This is a genomic window from Krasilnikovia cinnamomea, assembly GCF_004217545.1.
Lineage (GTDB): Bacteria > Actinomycetota > Actinomycetes > Mycobacteriales > Micromonosporaceae > Actinoplanes > Actinoplanes cinnamomeus.
This window is the reverse complement of record NZ_SHKY01000001.1, coordinates 5,387,149-5,405,307: the sequence shown is the minus strand read 5'-3', so window position 1 is coordinate 5,405,307 and position 18,159 is coordinate 5,387,149. Positions and strand designations below refer to the sequence as shown.

The window sequence follows — 18,159 nt, the reverse complement described above, 5'->3', positions numbered from 1 at the left end:
GACCGGCCTTTCGGATTCGCGGTGGCGGAGGTGGTCATCCAGTGCGATGCCGTCGGCGCGGATGCGGTTCGCCCGCATCCGGTAACGAAGAGATAACGCATCGCTCGCTCGGTGCCCGCCGCGCGCGGCGGGCACCGGCGAACGGTCCGCGAACTCACCCCAGCCCCGCGTCGCTGAGCAGCCGCGCGGTGAGTTCCTCTTCGTCGAGCACCTCGGCGGGCAGCCCGCGCGCGGCGAACCACGTCGCCACGTTGCGCACGTCGCGGGCGAGGAACCGCGGCCCCTGCGGGTTGGCGACCACGTCGACCACCTGCGGCAGGTCGATCAGCACCAGCCGCCCGCCGTGCACCAGCAGGTTGTACGGCGACAGGTCGCCGTGCGCGAGCCCGCACCGGGCCAGCACGGACAGCGCCGCCACCAACTGGTCCCACAGGTCGCGCAGCTCGTCGGGGTCGGGTCGCACCTGGGCGAGGCGCGGCGCGGCCTGCCCGCTCGCCCAGTCACCGACGAACTCCAGCATCAGCTCGGTCCCGGCCAGCTGCACCGGGTACGGCACGCAGATCGCGCCGCTGTCGTGGCCGAGCTGCCACAGCCGCGACAGCGCGGCGAACTCGGCGGCCGCCCACTGGCCCGCGATGAGGTCGCGGCCGAACGAGGTGCGCGTGGCCATCGCGCGCATCTCGCGGGAGCGGCGTACCCGGCGGCCCTCCAGGTATCCGGAGTCGCGGTGGAACAGCCGGTGGTCGGCGTCCCGGTACCGCTTGGCGGCCAGCATGCTGACCTGCCCGGTGTCCGGGACCGCGCGGCGGACGAGGAAGACGTCCGCCTCCTTGCCGGTCTTGAGCATGCCCAGCTCGGTGTCCACGGCACCGTGCTCGGTGCGCACCCATTCGGGACGCGGTTGCGGACCGTGCAGGGCCCCGTCCCAGGTGGACCAGCGGTCCCCCGTGTCGGGCAGGTCGGGGTCCTCGGTCAGGGCCGGCTCCAGCCGGCCCCGCTTCAGGAAGTCGGGTTCGTCGTCGTCGAAGGTACGGCGGCCGCGGCGCATGGTGGCCCGGCCGGAAGAATCGTGCTCGCGCACTGCGGGAACTCCTTGAGAGAAGGAACGAACGGTGGGATCTGGCGCAGGGCAAAGACAGCCATTTCTCGCCACCCCCTTCTCTCTCGGACCGGGCGCACCGGTCGGGTCCCGCCGCACGGCAGATGCCGGTCGGCGCGCGTACCCGCAGGACTCTGCCCGGCCCGTGCGGGCCGCGCAACCGAATTAATGTCAGCGCGCGGTGGCCATGATGGCCGACAGGCCCTGGATCACGTTGCCGACGACCCGGGTGGGCGCGAAGCGCTGATCCACCCAGTCCCGGCCGCGGTGCAGCCACACGCTGGGCAGGCCCATGGCGGCCGCGCCACCGATGTCGGCCTCGGGGCTGTCGCCGACGACCCACGCCCCGCCGAGGCGCATCCGCACCCGCTGCGCGGCCAGCGCGAAGATGCGCGGGTTGGGTTTGCTGACGCCCTCCTGGCCGGAGATCACCCAATCGGCGACGTACCGGTCGAGGCCGGTGCGCCGGATGCGGCTCTCCTGCAGCTCGTGCGGGCCGTTGGTGACGACGACCGGGACGAATCCGGCGTCGCCCGCGATCTGCAGCGCGCACGCGACCAGCGGGTCCAGCCTTTCGTGCGCCAGCGGGCCCTCGTGCAGCTCCTCCAGCAGGTCGATGGAGGGCGTACGCAGCCGATAGCGGTCCCGGATCAGGTCGGCCAGGTCCCACCGGGAGGTGAGGCCATCGGCGTCCATCGAGATCAGCCATTCGAGGTCGTCGTGGGGCGCCGCGATCTCGTCCAGGAATCCCTTCGCCCAGAGCCGGAACGCACCGCTGCGGTCGAGCAGGGTGTCGTCCAGGGCGAGGAAGACGAGAGGCACGCGGGCACTTTACGTGAGTGGTTGCGGGACGAACAGCCCGCAACTGTCAACATGCCCTAACCAGCCTGGCTGAATTCGCATCATCCGACCAGGGCGGACAAGGAGTCCGTCCCGGGAGCGCCAAACCGTACGTACGGATTGCACGCTACGCAGCGCTCATGACACGATCAACGACGTGCCCAGGGTTAGCCAGGACCAGCTCGATGCCCGCCGCCACGAGATCCTCGCCGCGGCCCGGGGCTGCTTCGCGCGCTACGGCTACGAGGGAGCCACCGTGCGCCGCCTCGAGGACGCCACCGGCCTGTCCCGGGGCGCGATCTTCCACCACTTCCGGGACAAGGACTCGCTGTTCCTCGCGGTCGCCGAGGACGACGCCGCCGCGATGGTCGAGACGGTCACCCGCAACGGCCTCGTCCAGGTGATGCGGGACCTGCTCGAACGGGCCGGGGCCTCGGCCGGCGACGGCGACACCGCCGGCTGGCTGGGCACCCAGCTGGAGGTCTCCCGCCGGCTGCGCACCGACCCCGCGTTCGCCAAGCGCTGGGCCGAACGCTCCAACGCGATCGCCACCGCCACCCGGGAACGCCTCCAGCGCCAGCGCGACGCCGGGGTGCTGCGCGACGACGTACCGGTCGAGGTGCTCACCCAGTTCCTGGAGCTGGCGTACGACGGGATGGTGCTGCACCTGGCCACGGGGCGCCCGCCGGGCGAACTCAGCCGGGTTCTCGACCTGGTGGAGGAGGCCGTCCGGCGGGCGTGACCGTACCCGTTGCGCGGACCTGCACAATGAGGCCCACAGCCCAGCTCAACCGGGAGGTCCGCACATGACGCTCGCCGCTACCGGCGCCACCTGGGGAATCCCCGGCCCGACCTTCCTGCTGTACTACATCGCCGCGCTGGTGGTGATCACCGTGGGCGCGATCGTGCACCGGCGCCGGCTGTTCGCCGGGCCGCGCGACGCCCAGCTCGACCAGCTCGGCCCCCCGCAGGTCGCGTACCTGGCCGGCGGGCCCCGGCTCGCGGTCTACTCGGCCCTGGGCGGGCTGCGCGCCACCGGCGCGGTCGGCGCCGGGCCCGACCGTACGCTCGTGCAGGCCGGGCCGCTGGCCAGCGGCGCCACGCCGCTGGAGACCGCGATCTACAACGCCGCGGGCAAGCGGGTACGCGCCCGCTACGTCCACGCCGACCAGTGGGTCCGCACCGCGCTCACCCAGCTTGGCGACGGCCTGGAGGCCGCGGGACTGGCCACCAGTGCGGCGCGGCGGCGCACCGCCCGCCTGTGGGCGCTGGCCGCGCTGGCGCTGCTGGTGCTCGGCATCGCCCGGGTCGCCTCCGGAATCGCCAACGACAAGCCGGTCGGCTTCCTCCTGCCGCTGCTGTTCGTCGCGGGAGTCGTCGCCCTGCTGCTTGCCCGCGTGCCGAGGCAGACCCGCGCCGTCGCCGGTGGCCTCGCCGCCCTGCGCGCCAAGAACCACTACCTGTCCCCCCGCCAGTCCCCCTCGTACTCCACGTACGGGGCGGGCAGCGTCGCGCTGGGCGTGGCCCTGTTCGGTACGGCCTCGCTGTACAGCCTGGACCCCCAGTTCGCCGCCGAGGCGGAGATCCAGCGCATGGCCGCCTACAGCGGCTGGAGCGCCAGCGGCGGCAGCAGCAGCTCCTGGTCCAGCGGCAGCTCCTGCGGTTCGGCCAGCTCCTGCTCCAGCGGCAGCTCCAGCGGCAGCTCGTGCGGCGGTGGCGGGGGCGGGTGCGGCGGATGACGGCCCACGGCGTCGGCATCGGCTGGCGGCCCGAAATCGCCGGATTCGTCGCGGGGCTGCCCGGCCTGCGCTTCACCGAGGTCGTCGCCGAGTCGGTGCCCGCGCACGGTGAGCTGCCCGCCGGCCTGGCCGAGCTGCGCGAGCGGGGCACCGCAGTGGTGCCGCACGGGGTCAAGCTGTCCCTGGGCGGCGCCGAGCCGGTGGAGCCCGCCCGGGTCGCGCACCTCGCCACGGTCGCCGAACGCCTGGGTGCCCCGCTGGCCAGCGAGCACATCGCGTTCGTACGGGCGGGCGGGGTCGAGGCCGGCCACCTGCTGCCGGTGCCACGCAGCCGCGAGGCGGTCGACGCCGTGGTCGCCAACGTCAAACGCACCCAGGCCGAGCTCGGTGTGCCGCTGGCCCTGGAGCCGATCGCGGCGCTGTTCGACTGGCCGGACGACGAACTGGACGAGGCCGCGTTCCTCACCGAGATCCTGGAGCGCACCGGGGCGCTGCTGCTGCTCGACGTGGCCAACGTCTACGCCAACGCGCGCAACCGCGGCGCCGACCCGGTGGCGCTGCTCGACGCGCTGCCGCTGGAGCGCGTCGCGTACGTGCACGTGGCCGGTGGCGCCGAGCACGACGGCATCTACCACGACACCCACGCCGACGCGGTGCCGCAGCCCGTGCTGGACCTGGTCGCGGCGCTGTGCGCCCGGCACCGCCCGCCCGCACTGCTGCTGGAGCGCGACGGCGCGTACCCGAGCGCCGACGCGTTGCGCGCCGAACTCGACGCGATCGCCGCCGCCTCCGGCTACCCGGCGGTCACATGAGCACCCTCGCCGATCCGTCGAGCGGCCACAGCGCCCCGGCCGATCCCTCGAGCGGCCACAGCGCCCCGGCCGGTGGGCGGCCCGGGAGCCTGGCCGCGCGGCAGGCCGAGCTGGTCGCGGCGCTGACCGGCGGGGCGCCCGTACCGGTGGGCTTCGACGCCCGGATGGTCGAGGCCGCGCGGGTCGCGCTGCTGCGCAAGCGCGCCGGTGAGGTCGCGCGGCACTGGCCGCTGTTGGCGGCCGCGCTGGGTGAGCGGTGGCCGGGCGAGTTCGCCCGGTGGGCCGCCACCCGGCCCACCCAGGGCTCGTTGCGCGACGGCTGGGACCTCGCCCGCGAGCTGGCCGCCGGCGGCGAGCTGCCGGCCCCGGCCGGTGCGGAGCTGGCCACCCGCGAGGCCGCCTCCCGCTACGACGGCCGCTCCGCGCCGCGCGCCCGCCGGGCGCCGACGGTGCGACGCGCCGCCGGGTCCGTCGTCCTGCAGCTCTTCGGCCGGGTACGCGTGCTGCGCGGCCCCGCCTGATCCACCGCACGTCACCGAGGCGCCGCGGCGGATCCCGCGCCCGGACCGGCCCGGAGTGTGGCGCCCCGCGGACACAGTGGCAGGATCTCGGCATGGATCTGGGTCTGGCCGATCGCGTGTACGTCCTCACCGGCGCCTCCCGGGGCCTCGGCTTCGCCACCGCCCAGGCGCTGGTCGCCGACGGCGCCAAGGTGGTGGTCTCCGCCCGTGACGACGCCCGCGTCAACGCGGCCGTCACCGAGCTCGGCGGCCCGGACGCGGCCGTCGGAGTGGTCGCGGACCTCACCGACCCGGCGACCCCGCAGCGGCTGGTCGACGCGGCAACGCAGCGGTTCGGGCGTTTCGACGGCGCGCTGATCTCGGTGGGCGGGCCCGCCCGCGGCACCGCCGCGCGGATGAGCGACGAGCAGTGGCGGGCCGCGTTCGAGACGGTGTTCCTCGGCTCGGTCCGGGCCGCGCGCACGTTCGCCGAGGCCCTGCCCGCCGGCGGCGCGATCGGTCTCGTACTGTCCACCTCGGTCCACTCCCCCATCCCCGGCCTGGGCCTGTCCAACGGCCTGCGCCCCGGACTGGCCGGGGTCGCCAAGGACATGGCCGACGAGTACGGCCCCCGCGGCGTACGCGTGGTGAGCCTGCTGCCCGGGCGGCTGCTCACCGACCGCAACGTCGAGCTGTTCGCCGCCACCGACGACCCGGCCGCGGCCCAGTCGCAGGCGGAGGCCGCCATCCCGCTGCGCCGTCTCGGCGAGCCGGGCGAATTCGGCCGGGTGGCGGCGTTCGTGCTGTCGCCCGCCGCCGGCTACCTCACCGGCCTGACCATTCCCGTGGACGGCGGCGCCCTGCGCACCCTGTGATTAACCCGCCCATGCCGAGCCACCCCGAACGCGCCGCCGCGCCGAGCCACCCCGAACGCGCCGCCGCGCCGAGCCACCCGGACCGCGCTGCCGCGCCGAGCCGCGCGGATCTCGCCGCGGTGGCCGGGCTGACCATTCCGGATCTGGTCGGTCCGGACCTGCGGGTGCTGTTCTCGGGGATCAACCCGAGTCTGTACTCCGCGGCCACCGGTCATCACTTCGCCCGGCCGGGCAACCGGTTCTGGCCCGCGCTGCACCGTTCCGGCTTCACCGCATGTTTGCTGCAGCCCTCGGAACAGTGGTCACTGCCCGCGGCCGGGCTGGGCATCACCAATGTGGTCGCCCGGGCCACCGCCCGCGCGGACGAGCTGTCCCCCGCCGAGCTGGTCGCGGGCGGGCGGCGGCTGGCCGCCACGGTGGAGCGCTGGCGGCCCCGGTTCCTGGCGGTGCTCGGGGTGACCGCGTACCGGGCGGCGTTCGGGCAGCCGAAGGCGGTGGTGGGACCGCAGGACCGGGAGATCGCCGGGACACCGGTGTGGGTGCTGCCGAACCCGAGCGGCCTCAACGCCCACTACACCGTCGAGACCCTGGCCGCGGCGTACGCGGAACTGCGCGCGGCCGCCGTCCCCGACGGACCGGCCGGGGACGGCTGACGCGCGGCCGATCACGGCTCGATGGTGTTGGCGGGAACGGGAACGATGACCGGCTCGGCGTCCTGGGCGTACGGCGGCGCCGGGCTGTCCGCCACCGCGAACTGGGTGCGGTACAGCTCGGCGTAGAGCCCGCCCGCCGCGACCAGTTCGGTGTGGCGGCCCCGCTCGACGATCCGGCCCTCGTCGAGCACCAGGATCTGGTCAGCGTCGCGGACCGTGGACAGGCGGTGGGCGATGACCAGCGCGGTACGCCCCTCCAGGGCCTTGCTCAGCGCCCGCTGCACCGCGGCCTCGGACTCGCTGTCCAGGTGGGCGGTGGCCTCGTCCAGGATGACGATCGACGGGTGTTTGAGCAGCAGCCGGGCGATGGCGATGCGCTGCTTCTCGCCGCCGGAGAAGCGGTATCCGCGGTCGCCGACCACCGTGTCCAGCCCGTCGGGCAGGGCCTCGACCAGGTCGGCGACCTGGGCGCCGCGCAGCGCCTCCCACATGTCGGCCTCGGTGGCGTCGGGGCGCGCGTAGCGCAGGTTCTCCGCGATGGTCTCGTGGAACAGGTGCGAGTCCTGAGTGACCACGCCGATGGTGTCGCGCAGCGAGTCCAGTGTGGCGTCGCGCACGTCCACCCCGCCGACCAGCACGGCACCGTCGGTGACGTCGTAGACCCGGGACACCAGCATCGAGGTGGTGGACTTCCCGGCGCCGGACGGGCCGACCAGCGCCACCATCTGGCCCGGCTCCACCGTGAAGTCGACCCCGCGCAGCACGGGCGCGTTACGCGTACGGTCCAGCGCGGCCACGTCCTCCAGCGTGGCGAGGGAGACCTCACCCGCGCTGGGGTAGCGGAAGTGCACGTCCCGGAACTCGACCCGGCCGGAGCCGCTGGGGATCGGCGTCGCGTCGGGCTTCTCCTCGATGCCGGGGCGCAGGTCGAGCACCTCGAACACCCGGTCGAACGACACCAGCGCGCTCATCACGTCGACCCGGACGTTGCTCAGCGCGGTGAGCGGGCCGTACAGCCGGGTGAGCAGCAGCGCCAGGGTGACCACGGTGCCGGCGGTGACGCTGCCGGTGACCGCCAGCCAGCCGCCCAGCCCGTACGTCAGGGCCTGGGCCAGCGACGCGACCAGCAGCATGGCGACGAAGAAGGTGCGCGAGTACATCGCGCTCTGCACCCCGATGTCGCGGACCCGGGCGGCGCGTTCGCCGAACCGGGCGGCCTCGGTGTCGGGGCGGCCGAACAGCTTGACCAGCAGGGCGCCGGAGACGTTGAACCGCTCCGTCATGGTCGCGTTCATCTTGGCGTCGAGGTTGTACGACTCGCGGGTGATCTCGGCCAGCCGCTTGCCGACCCGGCGGGCCGGGATGATGAACACCGGCAGCAGCAGCAGCGACAGCACCGTGATCTGCCAGGACAGGGTGAACATCACGGCGGCGGTGAGCACGAGCTGGATGACGTTGCTGACCACCCCGGACAGGGTGGAGGTGAAGGCGCGCTGGGCACCCAGGACGTCGTTGTTGAGGCGGCTCACCAGGGCGCCGGTCTGGGTCCGGGTGAAGAACTGCAGCGGCATGCGCTGGACGTGGTCGTACACCTGGGTGCGCAGGTCGAGGATGATGCCCTCGCCGATGCGCGCGGAATACCACCGCTGGGCCAGCGACAGGAACGCGTCCGCGACCGCCAGGACGGCGATGGCCACGGCCAGCCGCACGACGAGGCTGGTGGCCTCCGGCCCGCCGGCCGTGATGGCGTTGACGACGTGACCGGCGAGGACCGGCGTGGCCACGCCGATGCAGGCGGCCAGCACCACGGTGACGAGGAACACTCCGATGTCGCGGCGGTACGGCCGCGCGAAGGTCAGGATGCGCCGCGTCGTGCCACGGCTGAGGTTGTGCTGGGCGACCCGGTCCGAGTTCTGGATCGAGCGCAGCATTCCCCAGCTGGAACCGGCGGATGAGCCCGGGCCCATGCGTCACCTCCGGGGTGTGGACGACCACGTGCGGAACAAGTGTGCCCGCAGGGTCTGACAACCTCGCAGGTAACGCCCGTATTCCCGGATGTGCCTTACTCCTGAGTGGGCCTCACTCGCCGGTGCCCGCCAAGTCCCGCAATCGCCGCGTCTGCGCCTCGCGTTCGGCGCGATCCTGCTCGTCGTACGTGCGGTCGGCCGCCCCGGCCAGCAGCGCCTTGATCTCGGCCACCGCTGCTCCGTCAGCCGACAGCACCGCCGCGGTCAGGTCGGCGACCGCGCCGTCGAGCTCCGCGCCCGGCACCACGGCCGTCGCCAGGCCCAGCCGCGCGGCCTCGTCGGCCGCGATCCGCCGCCCGGTCACGCAGATCTCCAGCGCGCGGGCGTACCCGACCAGTTCCGTGAGCCGCTTGGTGCCGCCGAGGTCGGGCACCAGGCCGAGGGTCACCTCGGCCATGGAGAACCGGGCGTCGTCGGCCAGGATCCGCAGGTCGCAATTCAGCGCCAGTTGGAATCCCGCCCCGATGGCGTGCCCGTGCACCGCCGCGATCGTCAGCAAGGAGGGCCGCCGCAGCCAGGTGAACGCGGCCTGGAAGCCCGCGATTCGCTCGGCGCACTCCTCCGGCGACAATCGGGCCAGTTGGGCGAGGGCGGCGTCGCCCGTGCCCCGCGCGACCGACAGATCGAGGCCCGCGGAAAACGCACGCCCTTCCCCTCGGAGAATGACGACCCGCACGTCCCCCGGCAATTTACGGGAAATGTTTTCCAACTCCGACCACATGGCCGGGGTCTGGGCGTTGAGGACATCGGGCCGGCACAACGTCACCGTCGCTACCGGCCCCGCCTGTTCCCAGCGAACGCCCGCGTCGCCCGCGCGATCAGCGCTGTCGGTCGTCACGCCTTCTTCCGGCGCCGGGCGCCGCCACGCTGGCGCAGTTGCACGCCCGACTCGGTGAGCACCCGGTGCACGAAACCGTACGACCGTCCGGTCGAGGCGGCCAGCGCGCGGATGCTTTCGCCGGAGGTGTAACGCTTGACCAGATCCTTGGCGAGCGTCTGACGCTCGCTACCGACGATTCGGCGACCCTTCTCAGTGCTGGTGGCTGTGCCGGTGGCTGCCATGTTGAATCCTCACGTCCCAGACTGTGCGGTTCGATACGGTCCCACCTATTAGACCGCCTCGGACGATCATGCGCTAGGTATCCGGCGTTAGCCAACGTGCCCATTTACCACTGTCAGGAACCCGACGGTGACCAAGCGCATCGATGCCGGGAGGACGGCGCGGCCGCCGGACCCGGACGGCCCCCGCCACGCTCAGCCGCGCCCGATGCGCCGAGCGGCGGCTCACGCACCATCGATCACCTGCGGAAATGACCATGCCCGCGGCACACCGCGGCGTCACGCAGCGTCCTCAAACGCTTACCGTACGATCCCGGGAGTGCGGCGTCGGGCCCGGCGCCGGCGCGCGAGCCGGGCCGGGACCCGTGCCGCACCGCGCAGATGTCGCACATGTTGTGTGGGCGGCGGTTGACAACCGACGATGCCGTTGACCCACCGGGTCAGGCCAGCTCGACCAGCTCCAGCAGCTCGTCGCTCCACGCGTCCTCGTCGCCGTCGGGCAGCAGGATCGCGCGGTCCGGCTTGAGCGCCACCACCGCACCCGGATCGTGGGTGACCAGCACGATCGCGCCCGGGTAGTTGGCGATCGCGTCCAGCACCTGCTCCCGGCTCACCGGGTCGAGGTTGTTCGTCGGCTCGTCGAGCAGCAGCACGTTGGCGCCCGAGCAGACCAGCGTCGCCAGCGCAAGGCGGGTCTTCTCGCCGCCGGAGAGCACCCCGGCGGGCTTGTCGACGTCGTCGCCCGAGAACAGGAACGCGCCGAGGATCTTGCGCAGCTCCGTGTCGGTCTGCTCCGCCGCGGCGCTGCGCATGTGCTCCAGCACCGTACGGTCGACCTCCAGGGTTTCGTGCTCCTGGGCGTAGTAGCCCAGCCGCAGCCCGTGCCCCGGCCGTACCTCGCCGGTGTCCGGCTGCAGCAGGCCGCCCAGGATGCGCAGCAGGGTGGTCTTGCCCGCGCCGTTGAGCCCCAGGATCGCGACCCGCGAGCCGCGGTCCACCGCCACCCCGACATCGGTGAAGATCTCCAGCGAGCCGTACGACTTGGACAGCTCCGAGGCGGTCAGCGGCACCTTGCCGCACGGCGCCGGGGTCGGGAAGCGCACCTTGGCGACCCGGTCCGACACCCGGCTCTCCTCCAGGCCGCTGAGCAGCCGCTCCGCGCGCCGGGCCATGTTCTGCGCGGCCACCGTCTTGGTCGCCTTCGCGCGCATCTTGTCCGCCTGGGCCATCAGCGCCCCGGCCTTCTTCTCCGCGTTCGCGCGCTCGCGGCGACGCCGCCGCTCGTCGGTCTCGCGCTGCTCCAGGTACGTCTTCCAGCCCACGTTGTAGACGTCGACGACCGAGCGGTTCGCGTCCAGATACCAGACCTTGTTGACCGCCGCCTCCAGCAGCGACACGTCGTGGCTGATCACCACGAGGCCGCCCTTGTGCTGGGCCATGTAGCCGCGCAGCCAGGCGATCGAGTCCGCGTCCAGGTGGTTGGTCGGCTCGTCGAGCAGCAGGATGCCCTTGCCACCCTCGGCGGCGTCCCGGAACAGGATCCGGGCCAGCTCGATGCGGCGGCGCTGACCGCCGGAGAGGGTGCCGATGGTCTGCGCGAGGACCCGGTCCGGCAGGCCCAGGTTGGCGCAGATGCGGGCCGCCTCGGCCTCGGCCGCGTACCCGCCGAGGCTGGCGAACTGGTCCTCCAGGGTGCCGTAGCGGCGCACCAGCTTCTCGTCCGCGCTCTCCTCCAGCTGCACCTCGAGCTTCTGCATCTCGGCCAGCAGCGTGTCCAGGCCGCGGGCGGACAGCACCCGGTCGCGGGCGGTGACGTTCAGGTCACCCGTACGCGGGTCCTGCGGCAGGTAGCCGACCTCGCTGCGCCGCTCCACCGCCCCGGCGTACGGCTGCCCCTCCCCGGCCAGCACCTTCAGCGTGGTGGTCTTGCCGGCGCCGTTGCGCCCGACCAGGCCGATCCGGTCGCCGGGCTGCACCCGCAGCGTGGTGGGCGACATCAGGATGCGGGCGCCGGCACGCAGTTCGAGTCCGGTGGCGGTGATCATGGGAAGACGTCTCGCTCTCGCAGGGGTCCGGCTGGCTCAGGGCACGCGGCGACGCCGACCGGGTACGACCGCGGTCGGCGCGGGGGCGGTCAGCCTTCGCAGAGCAGCACCCGCCCATACTAGCGACCCGGCCGATACGGCCCCCAACCGATTAGCGGGCACGATCAGCGGGTACAGGCCGGCCACGCCCGGGCCGCCATTGTGGGTACAGCGCGGGCACCCGGGCCGGCTCAGTGAGGGGAAGATGGAGCTCAACGAGAACGCCGAGATCGACACCAGCCAGATCGAGGACCGACGCGGCTCTGGTGGCGGCGGGGGCGGTGGTGGCTTCGCCGGCCTGCCGATCGGCGGGGGCGGCCTCACCGGCATCGTCGTCTCGGTGGTCATCGCCCTGGTCACCGGCTATTTCGGCATCAACCAGTTCACCGGTGACGGCGGCGGCAACCAGACCGGCGACAACACCGTGCTGGCGCAGGAGTGCTCGCAGCCCGACAAGCTCAAGCAGCTCGACTGCCGCAACAACCTGTACGTCAACTCGATCCAGAACTACTGGGCCGAGGCGCTGCCGCGCGCGTTCAACGAGAGCTACCGGCCCGCCAAGACGGTGTACTTCTCCAACGTCGTACGGACCGGCTGCGGCCGCGCCGACTCGGGCGTCGGACCGTTCTACTGCCCGGCCGACGACAAGGTCTACATCGACCTCACCTTCTACCGGGTGCTCGGGGAGTCCCTCGGCGCCCCCGGCGAGTTCGCCCAGCCGTACGTGCTCGCCCACGAGTACGGCCACCACGTCCAGGACCTGCTGGGTACCGAGGCGCAGATGCGCCGCGAACAGCAGCGCGACCCGAAGCACGCGAACCAGCTCTCGGTCCGCCTGGAGCTGCAGGCCGACTGCTACGCGGGGGCGTGGGCCAGGAACGCCACCGGGACCGAGACCGCGACCGGCAAGAAGATCTTCAAGCGCCTCACCGAGCAGGATATCCAGGAGGGCCTGGACACCGCCGGCAAGATCGGCGACGACGCGCTGCAGCGGCGCGGCGGCGGCAGCATCAACCCGGCGGAGTTCACGCACGGCACCAGCGCCCAGCGCCAGCACTGGTTCGCCACGGGATTCCAGTCCGGCGACCCGAGGAGCTGCGACACCTTCGCCGCCGGCGCGATCTAGTCCCCGTGGTCGCGGACCAGGATGCGCACGGCCCGGGCCGCGGTGACCGCCCCCAGCAGCACCGCGCGCCGGGGCTCGGGGACATCCAGGAACCGCTCCGCGCGCAGTCCGGCCACCGGCGCGAGCGCGGGCGCGGTCAGGACGGCGTCCACGGCCGTCCGGTCGCCGCCGGTCACCAGCGCCGCCAGCGTGCGTACCTCGGGCAGCAGCAACCGCGCGACGATGTCGGCGCCGTCGGCAGCGGCCGCGCGCGCCTGGTTGTCGCGGCGGCGCGCGAAACGCTGCTGCGACCACCCGCCCGCAGCGGTCCGGCCCTGAACGTAGTGCGTCTCCACCTTCGAGGCGACCAGCTCGGCGCCCTCGGCGACGCCGACCGCGACCGCGCCCTTGCGGGCCAGCAGCAGGCCGAGCCGGCGCGGCGCGGCCGCCGCCCGCAGCAGCCCGTCGAGATCGGTGACGGCCGGCGCCCCGGGCGGCGCGGCCAGCTCGGCCGACGCGCCGTCCGCGGCCACCACGGTCAGACCCTGCTGCGTGTACGCCCCGTGCCGGGTCGCGAAGTTCTCCAGCCAGCGCGGCAGGCGCTCCGGCGCGACATCGACCCAGCGGCCGCCCCCGGCGGCGGGACGTGCGCTCATGGCCCCGACTGTACCGATGGCATGATCGCTGCATGTCCCGAGCGCTCGCCGACGAGGTCCTGGACCGGCTCGTCGGCACCTACTCCGCCGCCCGCGAACCGGTACGGGCCGCGCAGGCGGCGGCGTACATGCGCGACCAGTTCCCGTTCCTCGGGCTGCCCGCGCCGACCCAGACCGCGCTGAACCGTACGGTGTGGACCGGGCTGCCCAAGCCGGCCGAGGACGACCTGCGCGGCATCGTGCTGGCCTGCTGGGACCTTCCGGAGCGGGAGTACCAGTACTTCGCCTGCACCTACCTGCGCCGCCACGCGGCGGTGACCGGTCCCGGTTTCCTTGCCACGCTGCGCACCCTGATCACCACGAAGTCCTGGTGGGACACCGTCGACCCGCTGGCCACCTGGGCGGTCGGCGGCCTCGTCCAGCGCCACCCCGTACTCGTCGCCGAGATGGACGCCTGGGCCACCGACGAGAACATGTGGCTGGTCCGGACCGCGATCCTGCACCAGCTGCGGTACGGCGCGGACACGGACACCGAGCGGCTGTTCGGCTACTGCACCCGGCAGGCCGGGCACCGCGACTTCTTCGTCCGAAAGGCGATCGGCTGGGCGCTGCGCCAGTACGCCCGCACCGACCCGGACGCGGTCCGCCGCTACGTGGCGGCGCACCGCGACCAGTTGTCCGGGCTGTCGGTGCGCGAGGCCACAAAGCACTTGTAGCCGCGCCGGGCCGGTGCCGCTTGGCACCGGGTCGCTCAGAGCAGTTGGATCGCCAGTACCGCGATCACGGCGCTCGACACCAGGGCGGTCACCAGCCGGGCCCGTTCCCCGGTCAGCATCCGACCCGCCAGCGACCCGCCACCGGCGATGAGCAGTTGCCAGCTGGCCGACGCCACGAACGCGCCCAGCACGAACATCACCCCGCCACCGGAGCCGCCGCGCCCCAGGACCAGCGCCGCGAAATACACGACGGTGGCCGGGTTGAGCAGCGTCAGGCTCAGAATCCCGAGGTACGCCCGCAGCGGTGTGGTCTCGTCCGTGCGCGCCGGACCGCCGGAGCGGCGCGGTCGCAGGGCGCTCCAGGCGGTGTGCGCGGCGAGGCCGAGCAGCACCGCCGCGGCCGCCCAGCGCAGCGGAACCGCGATCGGGGCCACCAGTCCGGCCAGCGCCGCGCCACCGAGCACGGCCGCCAGCGCGTAGATGCCGTCGGCCGTGGCCGCGCCGAGACCGGCCGCCGCGCCCACGCGCAGCGAAGTCCGGGCGCTCAGACCCGCGATCAGCACGGCGATGGCGCCCACGGGGATGGCCACGCCATACCCGGCGACCACGCCGGCCAGGAACGGGGCGGTCACGACTGACCGGTACGGACCGGCCGGGCGCCCGCGCGCGCCTGCTGTCGGCCGGCCCGGAGAAGGGCGGCGACAGTCGGGCGGCGGGACGTCTCAGGCTTGGTCACGGGGCCATGGTGCACGTTCCCGGCTCTCCTCGGCCAGCGAATTGTGACGCCCGGCGACCTCCTCACAAACCTTCAACCGCGGGCCTCACGGGGCGCCGCCACCGAGGGGGCCTCACTCCGTGTCACCCCAGGCCAGGAGCCGCTCCACTACGGCGCGGTCGCCGTCGACCTGGACCCGGTCCAGCGGAATCCGCCGGTACAGGGCCAGGACCAGGTCGCTGGCCGGTGCGCGGACGGTGGCCAGCGGCGCGGCGCCGCCGGTCGGATCGAGCCTGACCCCCTCGGCGGACAGCTCGACCGGCCAGGAGGACCCCTCGGCCGCCGCGAAGGCGATCCGAGCCGGGTCGTGCGGCCAGGCGCCCTCGGAGCCGAGACCGACCTGGACGAACTCCGCGACCCCGTCGATCGCGGCCGCGGACGGCAGGGGTTCCGGCTTGCCGATCGCCTCCTGCGCGTCGAACGCGTGCACCGCGGCCTCCTGCACCTGGTGGCGGGCCACCGCTGCGGCCGTCATCGGCGCACCCGACGGGCCCCACCACGTCCAGCACGGCCGATCCGGGCCGGCCTGCGTCAGCGCGTCCAGCAGGAGCCGGGTGGACTCGGCCGACCAGGTGAGCAGGTCACCGAGCGGCTCGGGGTCGGGGATGCGGTCGTGCGACGGCGCGCCGTCCGGGTCCGCGTCGGCGACGACCACGGACCAGAACCGCTGTACCTCGCCGAGGTGGATGGTGAGCTCGCGCAGGGACCAGTCCGGGCAGCCGGGCACCGGGACATCGAGGGCACCGGCGGCGTCCACCGCGGCGCGCAGCGCGGCGGAGCGCTCGTCGATCAACGACAACAGCTCGGACAGGGATGGTGTCGGCGTCATGCGGTGGTTGTAGCACCCCGGTCCGACAGTCACCGCGTCCGCCGCGCACCGCGCACAGCGCACCGTGCGGGCTACCGGGTCGGGTACGGCGCGGGTCAGACGTTGAAGCCGAGCGCCCGGAGCTGTTCCCGGCCGTCGTCGGTGATCTTGTCGGGGCCCCACGGCGGCAGCCACACCCAGTTGATCCGGAAGTCGCTGACGATGCCACCACCGGGGCCGCCGGTCAGCGCCTGCCGGGTCTGGTCCTCGATCACGTCGGTCAGCGGGCAGGCCGCGGACGTCAGGGTCATGTCGAGCGTGACGACGTTCTCGTCGTCGATGTGGGTGCCGTACAGCAGGCCGAGGTCCACCACGTTGATGCCGAGCTCGGGGTCGACAACGTCGCGCATCGCCTCCTCGACGTCGGCGGCGGACGCCCTGGCCGGGGCGTCCGGCTTGAGGACGCCGGCCTTGGAATCCGCAATGGCGTTCGCCGAGGTCGCGTCGTCCGGGCCGGCGGTGTCCGCGGCGTCCGCGGCGATCTCTTCGACGGTCCTGTCGCTCATGCCGTGTCCTTTCGCGACGTGCCACGCCCCGTACGCGCGGTCACGCTGTGCTCATTTTCGGCACACCGGCACGCTTCTCGCTACGCCCGGCCATGCCATGTTCCTCATCGACGCGCCGAGGCTCCGGTCATGCCGTGACTTCAGGGTTGACGCCCACTCCGGCGCGTGCCGCGGCGTCCTTGAAGGCCATCCACGGCAGCAGCGCGCACTTCACCCGGGCCGGATACCGGGCCACCCCGGCGAACGCGATCCCGTCGCCGAGCAGTTCCTCGTCGGGTTCGACCTGGCCCCGGCCCTGCATCAGCTCCAGGAACGCCTCGTGCACCCGGAACGCCTGCGCGGTGTCACTGCCCTGCAGCAGCTCGTGCAGCACCGACGCGGACGCCTGGCTGATCGAGCAGCCCATGCCGTCGTACGAGATGTCGGCCAGCGTGCCGCCCTCGACCGCGACCCGCATGGTGATCTCGTCCCCGCAGGTGGGGTTGACGTGGTGCGCCTCCCCGCCGAACGGGTCGCGCAGTCCCCGTCCGTGCGGGTGCTTGTAGTGGTCCAGGATGATGTCCTGGTAAAGCTGATCCATCATCAGGCGAACACCTTCCGCACCCGGTCGAGCCCCTGCGCCAGCGCGTCGATCTCCTGGGTCGTGGTGTACAGGTAGAACGACGCGCGGGTCATCGACGAGACCCCGAACCGGGCGCACACGGGGCGGGCGCAGTGGTGGCCCACCCGCACCTCGACCCCGAGGTCGTCGAGGATCTGGCCGACGTCGTGCGGGTGTACCCCGGCGACGTCGAACGACACCGTGCCGCCGCGCCCGTCCGGGCCGCCCGGGCCGAACACCCGTACCCCGGTGACGTCCGCGAGGGTCTTCAGGGCGTACCCGGTGATTTCCTGTTCGTGCTGGTGGACGGCCTCCATGCCGAGCGCGGACAGGTAGTCGACGGCCGCGCCGAGGCCGACGGCCTCGACGATCGGCGGGGTGCCCGCCTCGAAGCGGGCGGGCGGCGCGGCGAACGTCGTGTGTTCCATCGTCACGGTCTCGATCATCGAGCCGCCGCCGAGCACGGGCGGCATGGCCGCCAGCAGCTCGCCCCGGCCCCACAGCGCGCCGATGCCGGTGGGCCCGAGCATCTTGTGGCCGGTGAACGCGATGAAGTCCGCGCCGAGGGCGGCCACGTCGACCGGCAGGTGCGGCACGGACTGCGAGCAGTCCAGCAGCACCAGGGCGCCGACCTCGTGCGCCCGGGCGACGATCCGCGCCGGGTCGTTGATCGTGCCGAGGATGTTCGACATGTGCACGATCGAGACGATCTTCGTACGCTCGTTGACCAGCTCACCGAGACGCGACTCGTCGAGCCTGCCGTCGTCGGTGATGCCGAACCAGCGCAGCGTGGCGCCGGTGCGCTGGCACAACAGCTGCCACGGCACGATGTTGGAGTGGTGCTCCATTTCGGAGATCACCACCTCGTCGCCGGGGCCGAGCGTGAACCGCGGGTCGGCGCCGGGCTGCGTGGCCGCGTTGGAGAACGCGTACGCGACCAGGTTGATCGCCTCGGTGGAGTTCTTGACGAACACCACCTCGTCGGGCGACGACGCGCCGATGAAGGTGGCCACCTTCGCCCGGGCGTCCTCGTACGCCGAGGTCGCCTCGGTGCCCAGGGTGTGCACCGAGCGGGAGACGTTGCCGTTGTGCCGCTCGTGGTGCGCGCGCATCGCGTCGAGCACCGCGCGGGGCTTCTGCGAGGTGTTGGCACTGTCGAGGTACACCAGCGGGTGCCCGTTGACTTCCCGACCGAGGATCGGGAAGTCGGCACGCACCCGGGCAACGTCGAACGTCATCGTGGG

General features: G+C 73.1%; 20 protein-coding genes. 8 read left to right on the top strand and 12 right to left on the bottom strand.

Annotated features, from left to right (window positions below):
* Positions 1 to 154: 154 nt before the first annotated feature.
* Both EV385_RS24735 and EV385_RS24730 read right to left on the bottom strand, forming a co-directional pair.
* Entirely contained in the window at positions 155 to 1,081 is a 927-nt protein-coding gene (locus EV385_RS24735) for a serine protein kinase RIO (RefSeq protein ID WP_423203081.1), read from the bottom strand.
* 189 nt (positions 1,082 to 1,270) lie between these two features.
* Positions 1,271 to 1,921, bottom strand: coding sequence for an HAD family hydrolase (locus EV385_RS24730; protein ID WP_130511623.1), 651 nt, complete (start codon positions 1,919 to 1,921; stop codon positions 1,271 to 1,273).
* Between the two features lie 175 nt (positions 1,922 to 2,096).
* Between EV385_RS24730 and EV385_RS24725 the strand changes: the two genes are divergently transcribed.
* The 6 genes from EV385_RS24725 (at position 2,097) to mug (ending at position 6,518) form a co-directional block, all read left to right on the top strand.
* Positions 2,097 to 2,681: a TetR/AcrR family transcriptional regulator gene (locus EV385_RS24725; RefSeq protein WP_130511622.1), complete on the top strand. Its 585-nt coding sequence runs from the start codon at positions 2,097 to 2,099 to the stop codon at positions 2,679 to 2,681.
* 64 nt (positions 2,682 to 2,745) lie between these two features.
* Positions 2,746 to 3,678: a TIGR04222 domain-containing membrane protein gene (locus EV385_RS24720; protein ID WP_130511621.1), complete on the top strand. Its 933-nt coding sequence runs from the start codon at positions 2,746 to 2,748 to the stop codon at positions 3,676 to 3,678.
* Positions 3,675 to 4,490, top strand: a complete 816-nt coding sequence (locus EV385_RS24715; protein WP_130511620.1) for an MbnB/TglH/ChrH family RiPP precursor modification enzyme — start codon at positions 3,675 to 3,677, stop codon at positions 4,488 to 4,490. Before EV385_RS24720 ends, EV385_RS24715 begins: the two co-directional genes overlap by 4 nt.
* On the top strand, positions 4,487 to 5,011 hold the full coding sequence (locus tag EV385_RS24710) for an SCO6045 C-terminal-like domain-containing protein (RefSeq protein WP_242625054.1): 525 nt from the start codon (positions 4,487 to 4,489) through the stop codon (positions 5,009 to 5,011). Before EV385_RS24715 ends, EV385_RS24710 begins: the two co-directional genes overlap by 4 nt.
* A 92-nt stretch (positions 5,012 to 5,103) precedes the next feature.
* Entirely contained in the window at positions 5,104 to 5,865 is a 762-nt protein-coding gene (locus EV385_RS24705) for an SDR family oxidoreductase (RefSeq protein ID WP_130511619.1), read from the top strand.
* An 11-nt stretch (positions 5,866 to 5,876) separates the two neighbouring features.
* Positions 5,877 to 6,518 carry a G/U mismatch-specific DNA glycosylase gene (gene mug / locus EV385_RS24700; RefSeq protein WP_130511618.1) on the top strand — a complete coding sequence of 214 codons (642 nt, stop codon included), beginning with the start codon at positions 5,877 to 5,879 and terminating at the stop codon, positions 6,516 to 6,518.
* An 11-nt stretch (positions 6,519 to 6,529) separates the two neighbouring features.
* Here mug and EV385_RS24695 read toward each other — a convergent pair whose 3' ends face one another.
* The 4 genes from EV385_RS24695 to EV385_RS24680 all read right to left on the bottom strand — a co-directional run bounded on the left by EV385_RS24695 (position 6,530) and on the right by EV385_RS24680 (position 11,649).
* Positions 6,530 to 8,485, bottom strand: a complete 1,956-nt coding sequence (locus EV385_RS24695) for an ABC transporter ATP-binding protein (protein ID WP_242625053.1) — start codon at positions 8,483 to 8,485, stop codon at positions 6,530 to 6,532.
* 112 nt (positions 8,486 to 8,597) lie between these two features.
* A complete protein-coding gene (locus EV385_RS24690; RefSeq protein ID WP_130511617.1) occupies positions 8,598 to 9,383 on the bottom strand; it encodes an enoyl-CoA hydratase/isomerase family protein in 786 nt (261 codons plus the stop codon).
* The gene (locus EV385_RS24685) at positions 9,380 to 9,607 is read right to left on the bottom strand and encodes a helix-turn-helix domain-containing protein (protein WP_015620263.1); all 228 of its coding nucleotides are present in this window, start codon (positions 9,605 to 9,607) and stop codon (positions 9,380 to 9,382) included. Before EV385_RS24685 ends, EV385_RS24690 begins: the two co-directional genes overlap by 4 nt.
* 437 nt (positions 9,608 to 10,044) lie before the next feature.
* Positions 10,045 to 11,649, bottom strand: coding sequence for an ABC-F family ATP-binding cassette domain-containing protein (locus EV385_RS24680; protein WP_130511616.1), 1,605 nt, complete (start codon positions 11,647 to 11,649; stop codon positions 10,045 to 10,047).
* A gap of 244 nt (positions 11,650 to 11,893) precedes the next feature.
* Here EV385_RS24680 and ypfJ point away from each other — a divergent pair, with 244 nt between their 5' ends.
* Entirely contained in the window at positions 11,894 to 12,814 is a 921-nt protein-coding gene (gene ypfJ, locus EV385_RS24675) for a KPN_02809 family neutral zinc metallopeptidase (RefSeq protein WP_130511615.1), read from the top strand.
* Here the strand turns inward: ypfJ and EV385_RS24670 are convergent.
* Positions 12,811 to 13,449, bottom strand: a complete 639-nt coding sequence (locus tag EV385_RS24670; RefSeq protein ID WP_130511614.1) for an acVLRF1 family peptidyl-tRNA hydrolase — start codon at positions 13,447 to 13,449, stop codon at positions 12,811 to 12,813. The genes ypfJ and EV385_RS24670 overlap by 4 nt on opposite strands.
* Before the next feature lie 32 nt (positions 13,450 to 13,481).
* On the opposite strand from EV385_RS24670, the gene EV385_RS24665 reads away from it, so the two are divergent.
* The gene (locus tag EV385_RS24665; protein ID WP_130511613.1) at positions 13,482 to 14,165 is read left to right on the top strand and encodes a DNA alkylation repair protein; all 684 of its coding nucleotides are present in this window, start codon (positions 13,482 to 13,484) and stop codon (positions 14,163 to 14,165) included.
* A 35-nt stretch (positions 14,166 to 14,200) separates the two neighbouring features.
* On the opposite strand, the gene EV385_RS24660 is transcribed toward EV385_RS24665, so the two are convergent.
* The 5 genes from EV385_RS24660 to EV385_RS24640 all read right to left on the bottom strand — a co-directional run bounded on the left by EV385_RS24660 (position 14,201) and on the right by EV385_RS24640 (position 18,153).
* The gene (locus EV385_RS24660) at positions 14,201 to 14,797 is read right to left on the bottom strand and encodes a LysE family transporter (RefSeq protein WP_130511612.1); all 597 of its coding nucleotides are present in this window, start codon (positions 14,795 to 14,797) and stop codon (positions 14,201 to 14,203) included.
* Positions 14,798 to 15,013: 216 nt separating this feature from the next.
* Positions 15,014 to 15,769 (bottom strand): maleylpyruvate isomerase family mycothiol-dependent enzyme, encoded by a 756-nt coding sequence (locus EV385_RS24655; protein WP_130511611.1) that lies wholly within the window; start codon positions 15,767 to 15,769, stop codon positions 15,014 to 15,016.
* 95 nt (positions 15,770 to 15,864) lie between these two features.
* Positions 15,865 to 16,314, bottom strand: a complete 450-nt coding sequence (locus tag EV385_RS24650; protein ID WP_130511610.1) for a metal-sulfur cluster assembly factor — start codon at positions 16,312 to 16,314, stop codon at positions 15,865 to 15,867.
* Positions 16,315 to 16,441: 127 nt separating this feature from the next.
* The gene (gene sufU / locus EV385_RS24645; RefSeq protein ID WP_130513538.1) at positions 16,442 to 16,900 is read right to left on the bottom strand and encodes a Fe-S cluster assembly sulfur transfer protein SufU; all 459 of its coding nucleotides are present in this window, start codon (positions 16,898 to 16,900) and stop codon (positions 16,442 to 16,444) included.
* Positions 16,897 to 18,153 (bottom strand): cysteine desulfurase, encoded by a 1,257-nt coding sequence (locus EV385_RS24640; RefSeq protein ID WP_130511609.1) that lies wholly within the window; start codon positions 18,151 to 18,153, stop codon positions 16,897 to 16,899. The genes sufU and EV385_RS24640 overlap by 4 nt, the downstream gene beginning before the upstream one ends.
* Between the last annotated feature and the right edge of the window lie 6 nt (positions 18,154 to 18,159).

Excerpts from the sequence above, each read along its gene's own strand:
- EV385_RS24720 (WP_130511621.1), top strand. The coding sequence starts at position 2,746 with ATGACGCTCGCCGCTACCGGCGCCACCTGGGGAATCCCCGGCCCGACC.
- EV385_RS24715 (WP_130511620.1), top strand. The coding sequence starts at position 3,675 with ATGACGGCCCACGGCGTCGGCATCGGCTGGCGGCCCGAAATCGCCGGA.
- EV385_RS24710 (WP_242625054.1), top strand. The coding sequence starts at position 4,487 with ATGAGCACCCTCGCCGATCCGTCGAGCGGCCACAGCGCCCCGGCCGAT.
- EV385_RS24705 (WP_130511619.1), top strand. The coding sequence starts at position 5,104 with ATGGATCTGGGTCTGGCCGATCGCGTGTACGTCCTCACCGGCGCCTCC.
- mug (WP_130511618.1), top strand. The coding sequence starts at position 5,877 with ATGCCGAGCCACCCCGAACGCGCCGCCGCGCCGAGCCACCCCGAACGC.
- EV385_RS24695 (WP_242625053.1), bottom strand. The coding sequence starts at position 8,485 with ATGGGCCCGGGCTCATCCGCCGGTTCCAGCTGGGGAATGCTGCGCTCG.
- EV385_RS24685 (WP_015620263.1), bottom strand. The coding sequence starts at position 9,607 with ATGGCAGCCACCGGCACAGCCACCAGCACTGAGAAGGGTCGCCGAATC.
- EV385_RS24680 (WP_130511616.1), bottom strand. The coding sequence starts at position 11,649 with ATGATCACCGCCACCGGACTCGAACTGCGTGCCGGCGCCCGCATCCTG.
- ypfJ (WP_130511615.1), top strand. The coding sequence starts at position 11,894 with ATGGAGCTCAACGAGAACGCCGAGATCGACACCAGCCAGATCGAGGAC.
- EV385_RS24670 (WP_130511614.1), bottom strand. The coding sequence starts at position 13,449 with ATGAGCGCACGTCCCGCCGCCGGGGGCGGCCGCTGGGTCGATGTCGCG.
- EV385_RS24665 (WP_130511613.1), top strand. The coding sequence starts at position 13,482 with ATGTCCCGAGCGCTCGCCGACGAGGTCCTGGACCGGCTCGTCGGCACC.
- EV385_RS24655 (WP_130511611.1), bottom strand. The coding sequence starts at position 15,769 with ATGACGCCGACACCATCCCTGTCCGAGCTGTTGTCGTTGATCGACGAG.
- EV385_RS24650 (WP_130511610.1), bottom strand. The coding sequence starts at position 16,314 with ATGAGCGACAGGACCGTCGAAGAGATCGCCGCGGACGCCGCGGACACC.
- EV385_RS24640 (WP_130511609.1), bottom strand. The coding sequence starts at position 18,153 with ATGACGTTCGACGTTGCCCGGGTGCGTGCCGACTTCCCGATCCTCGGT.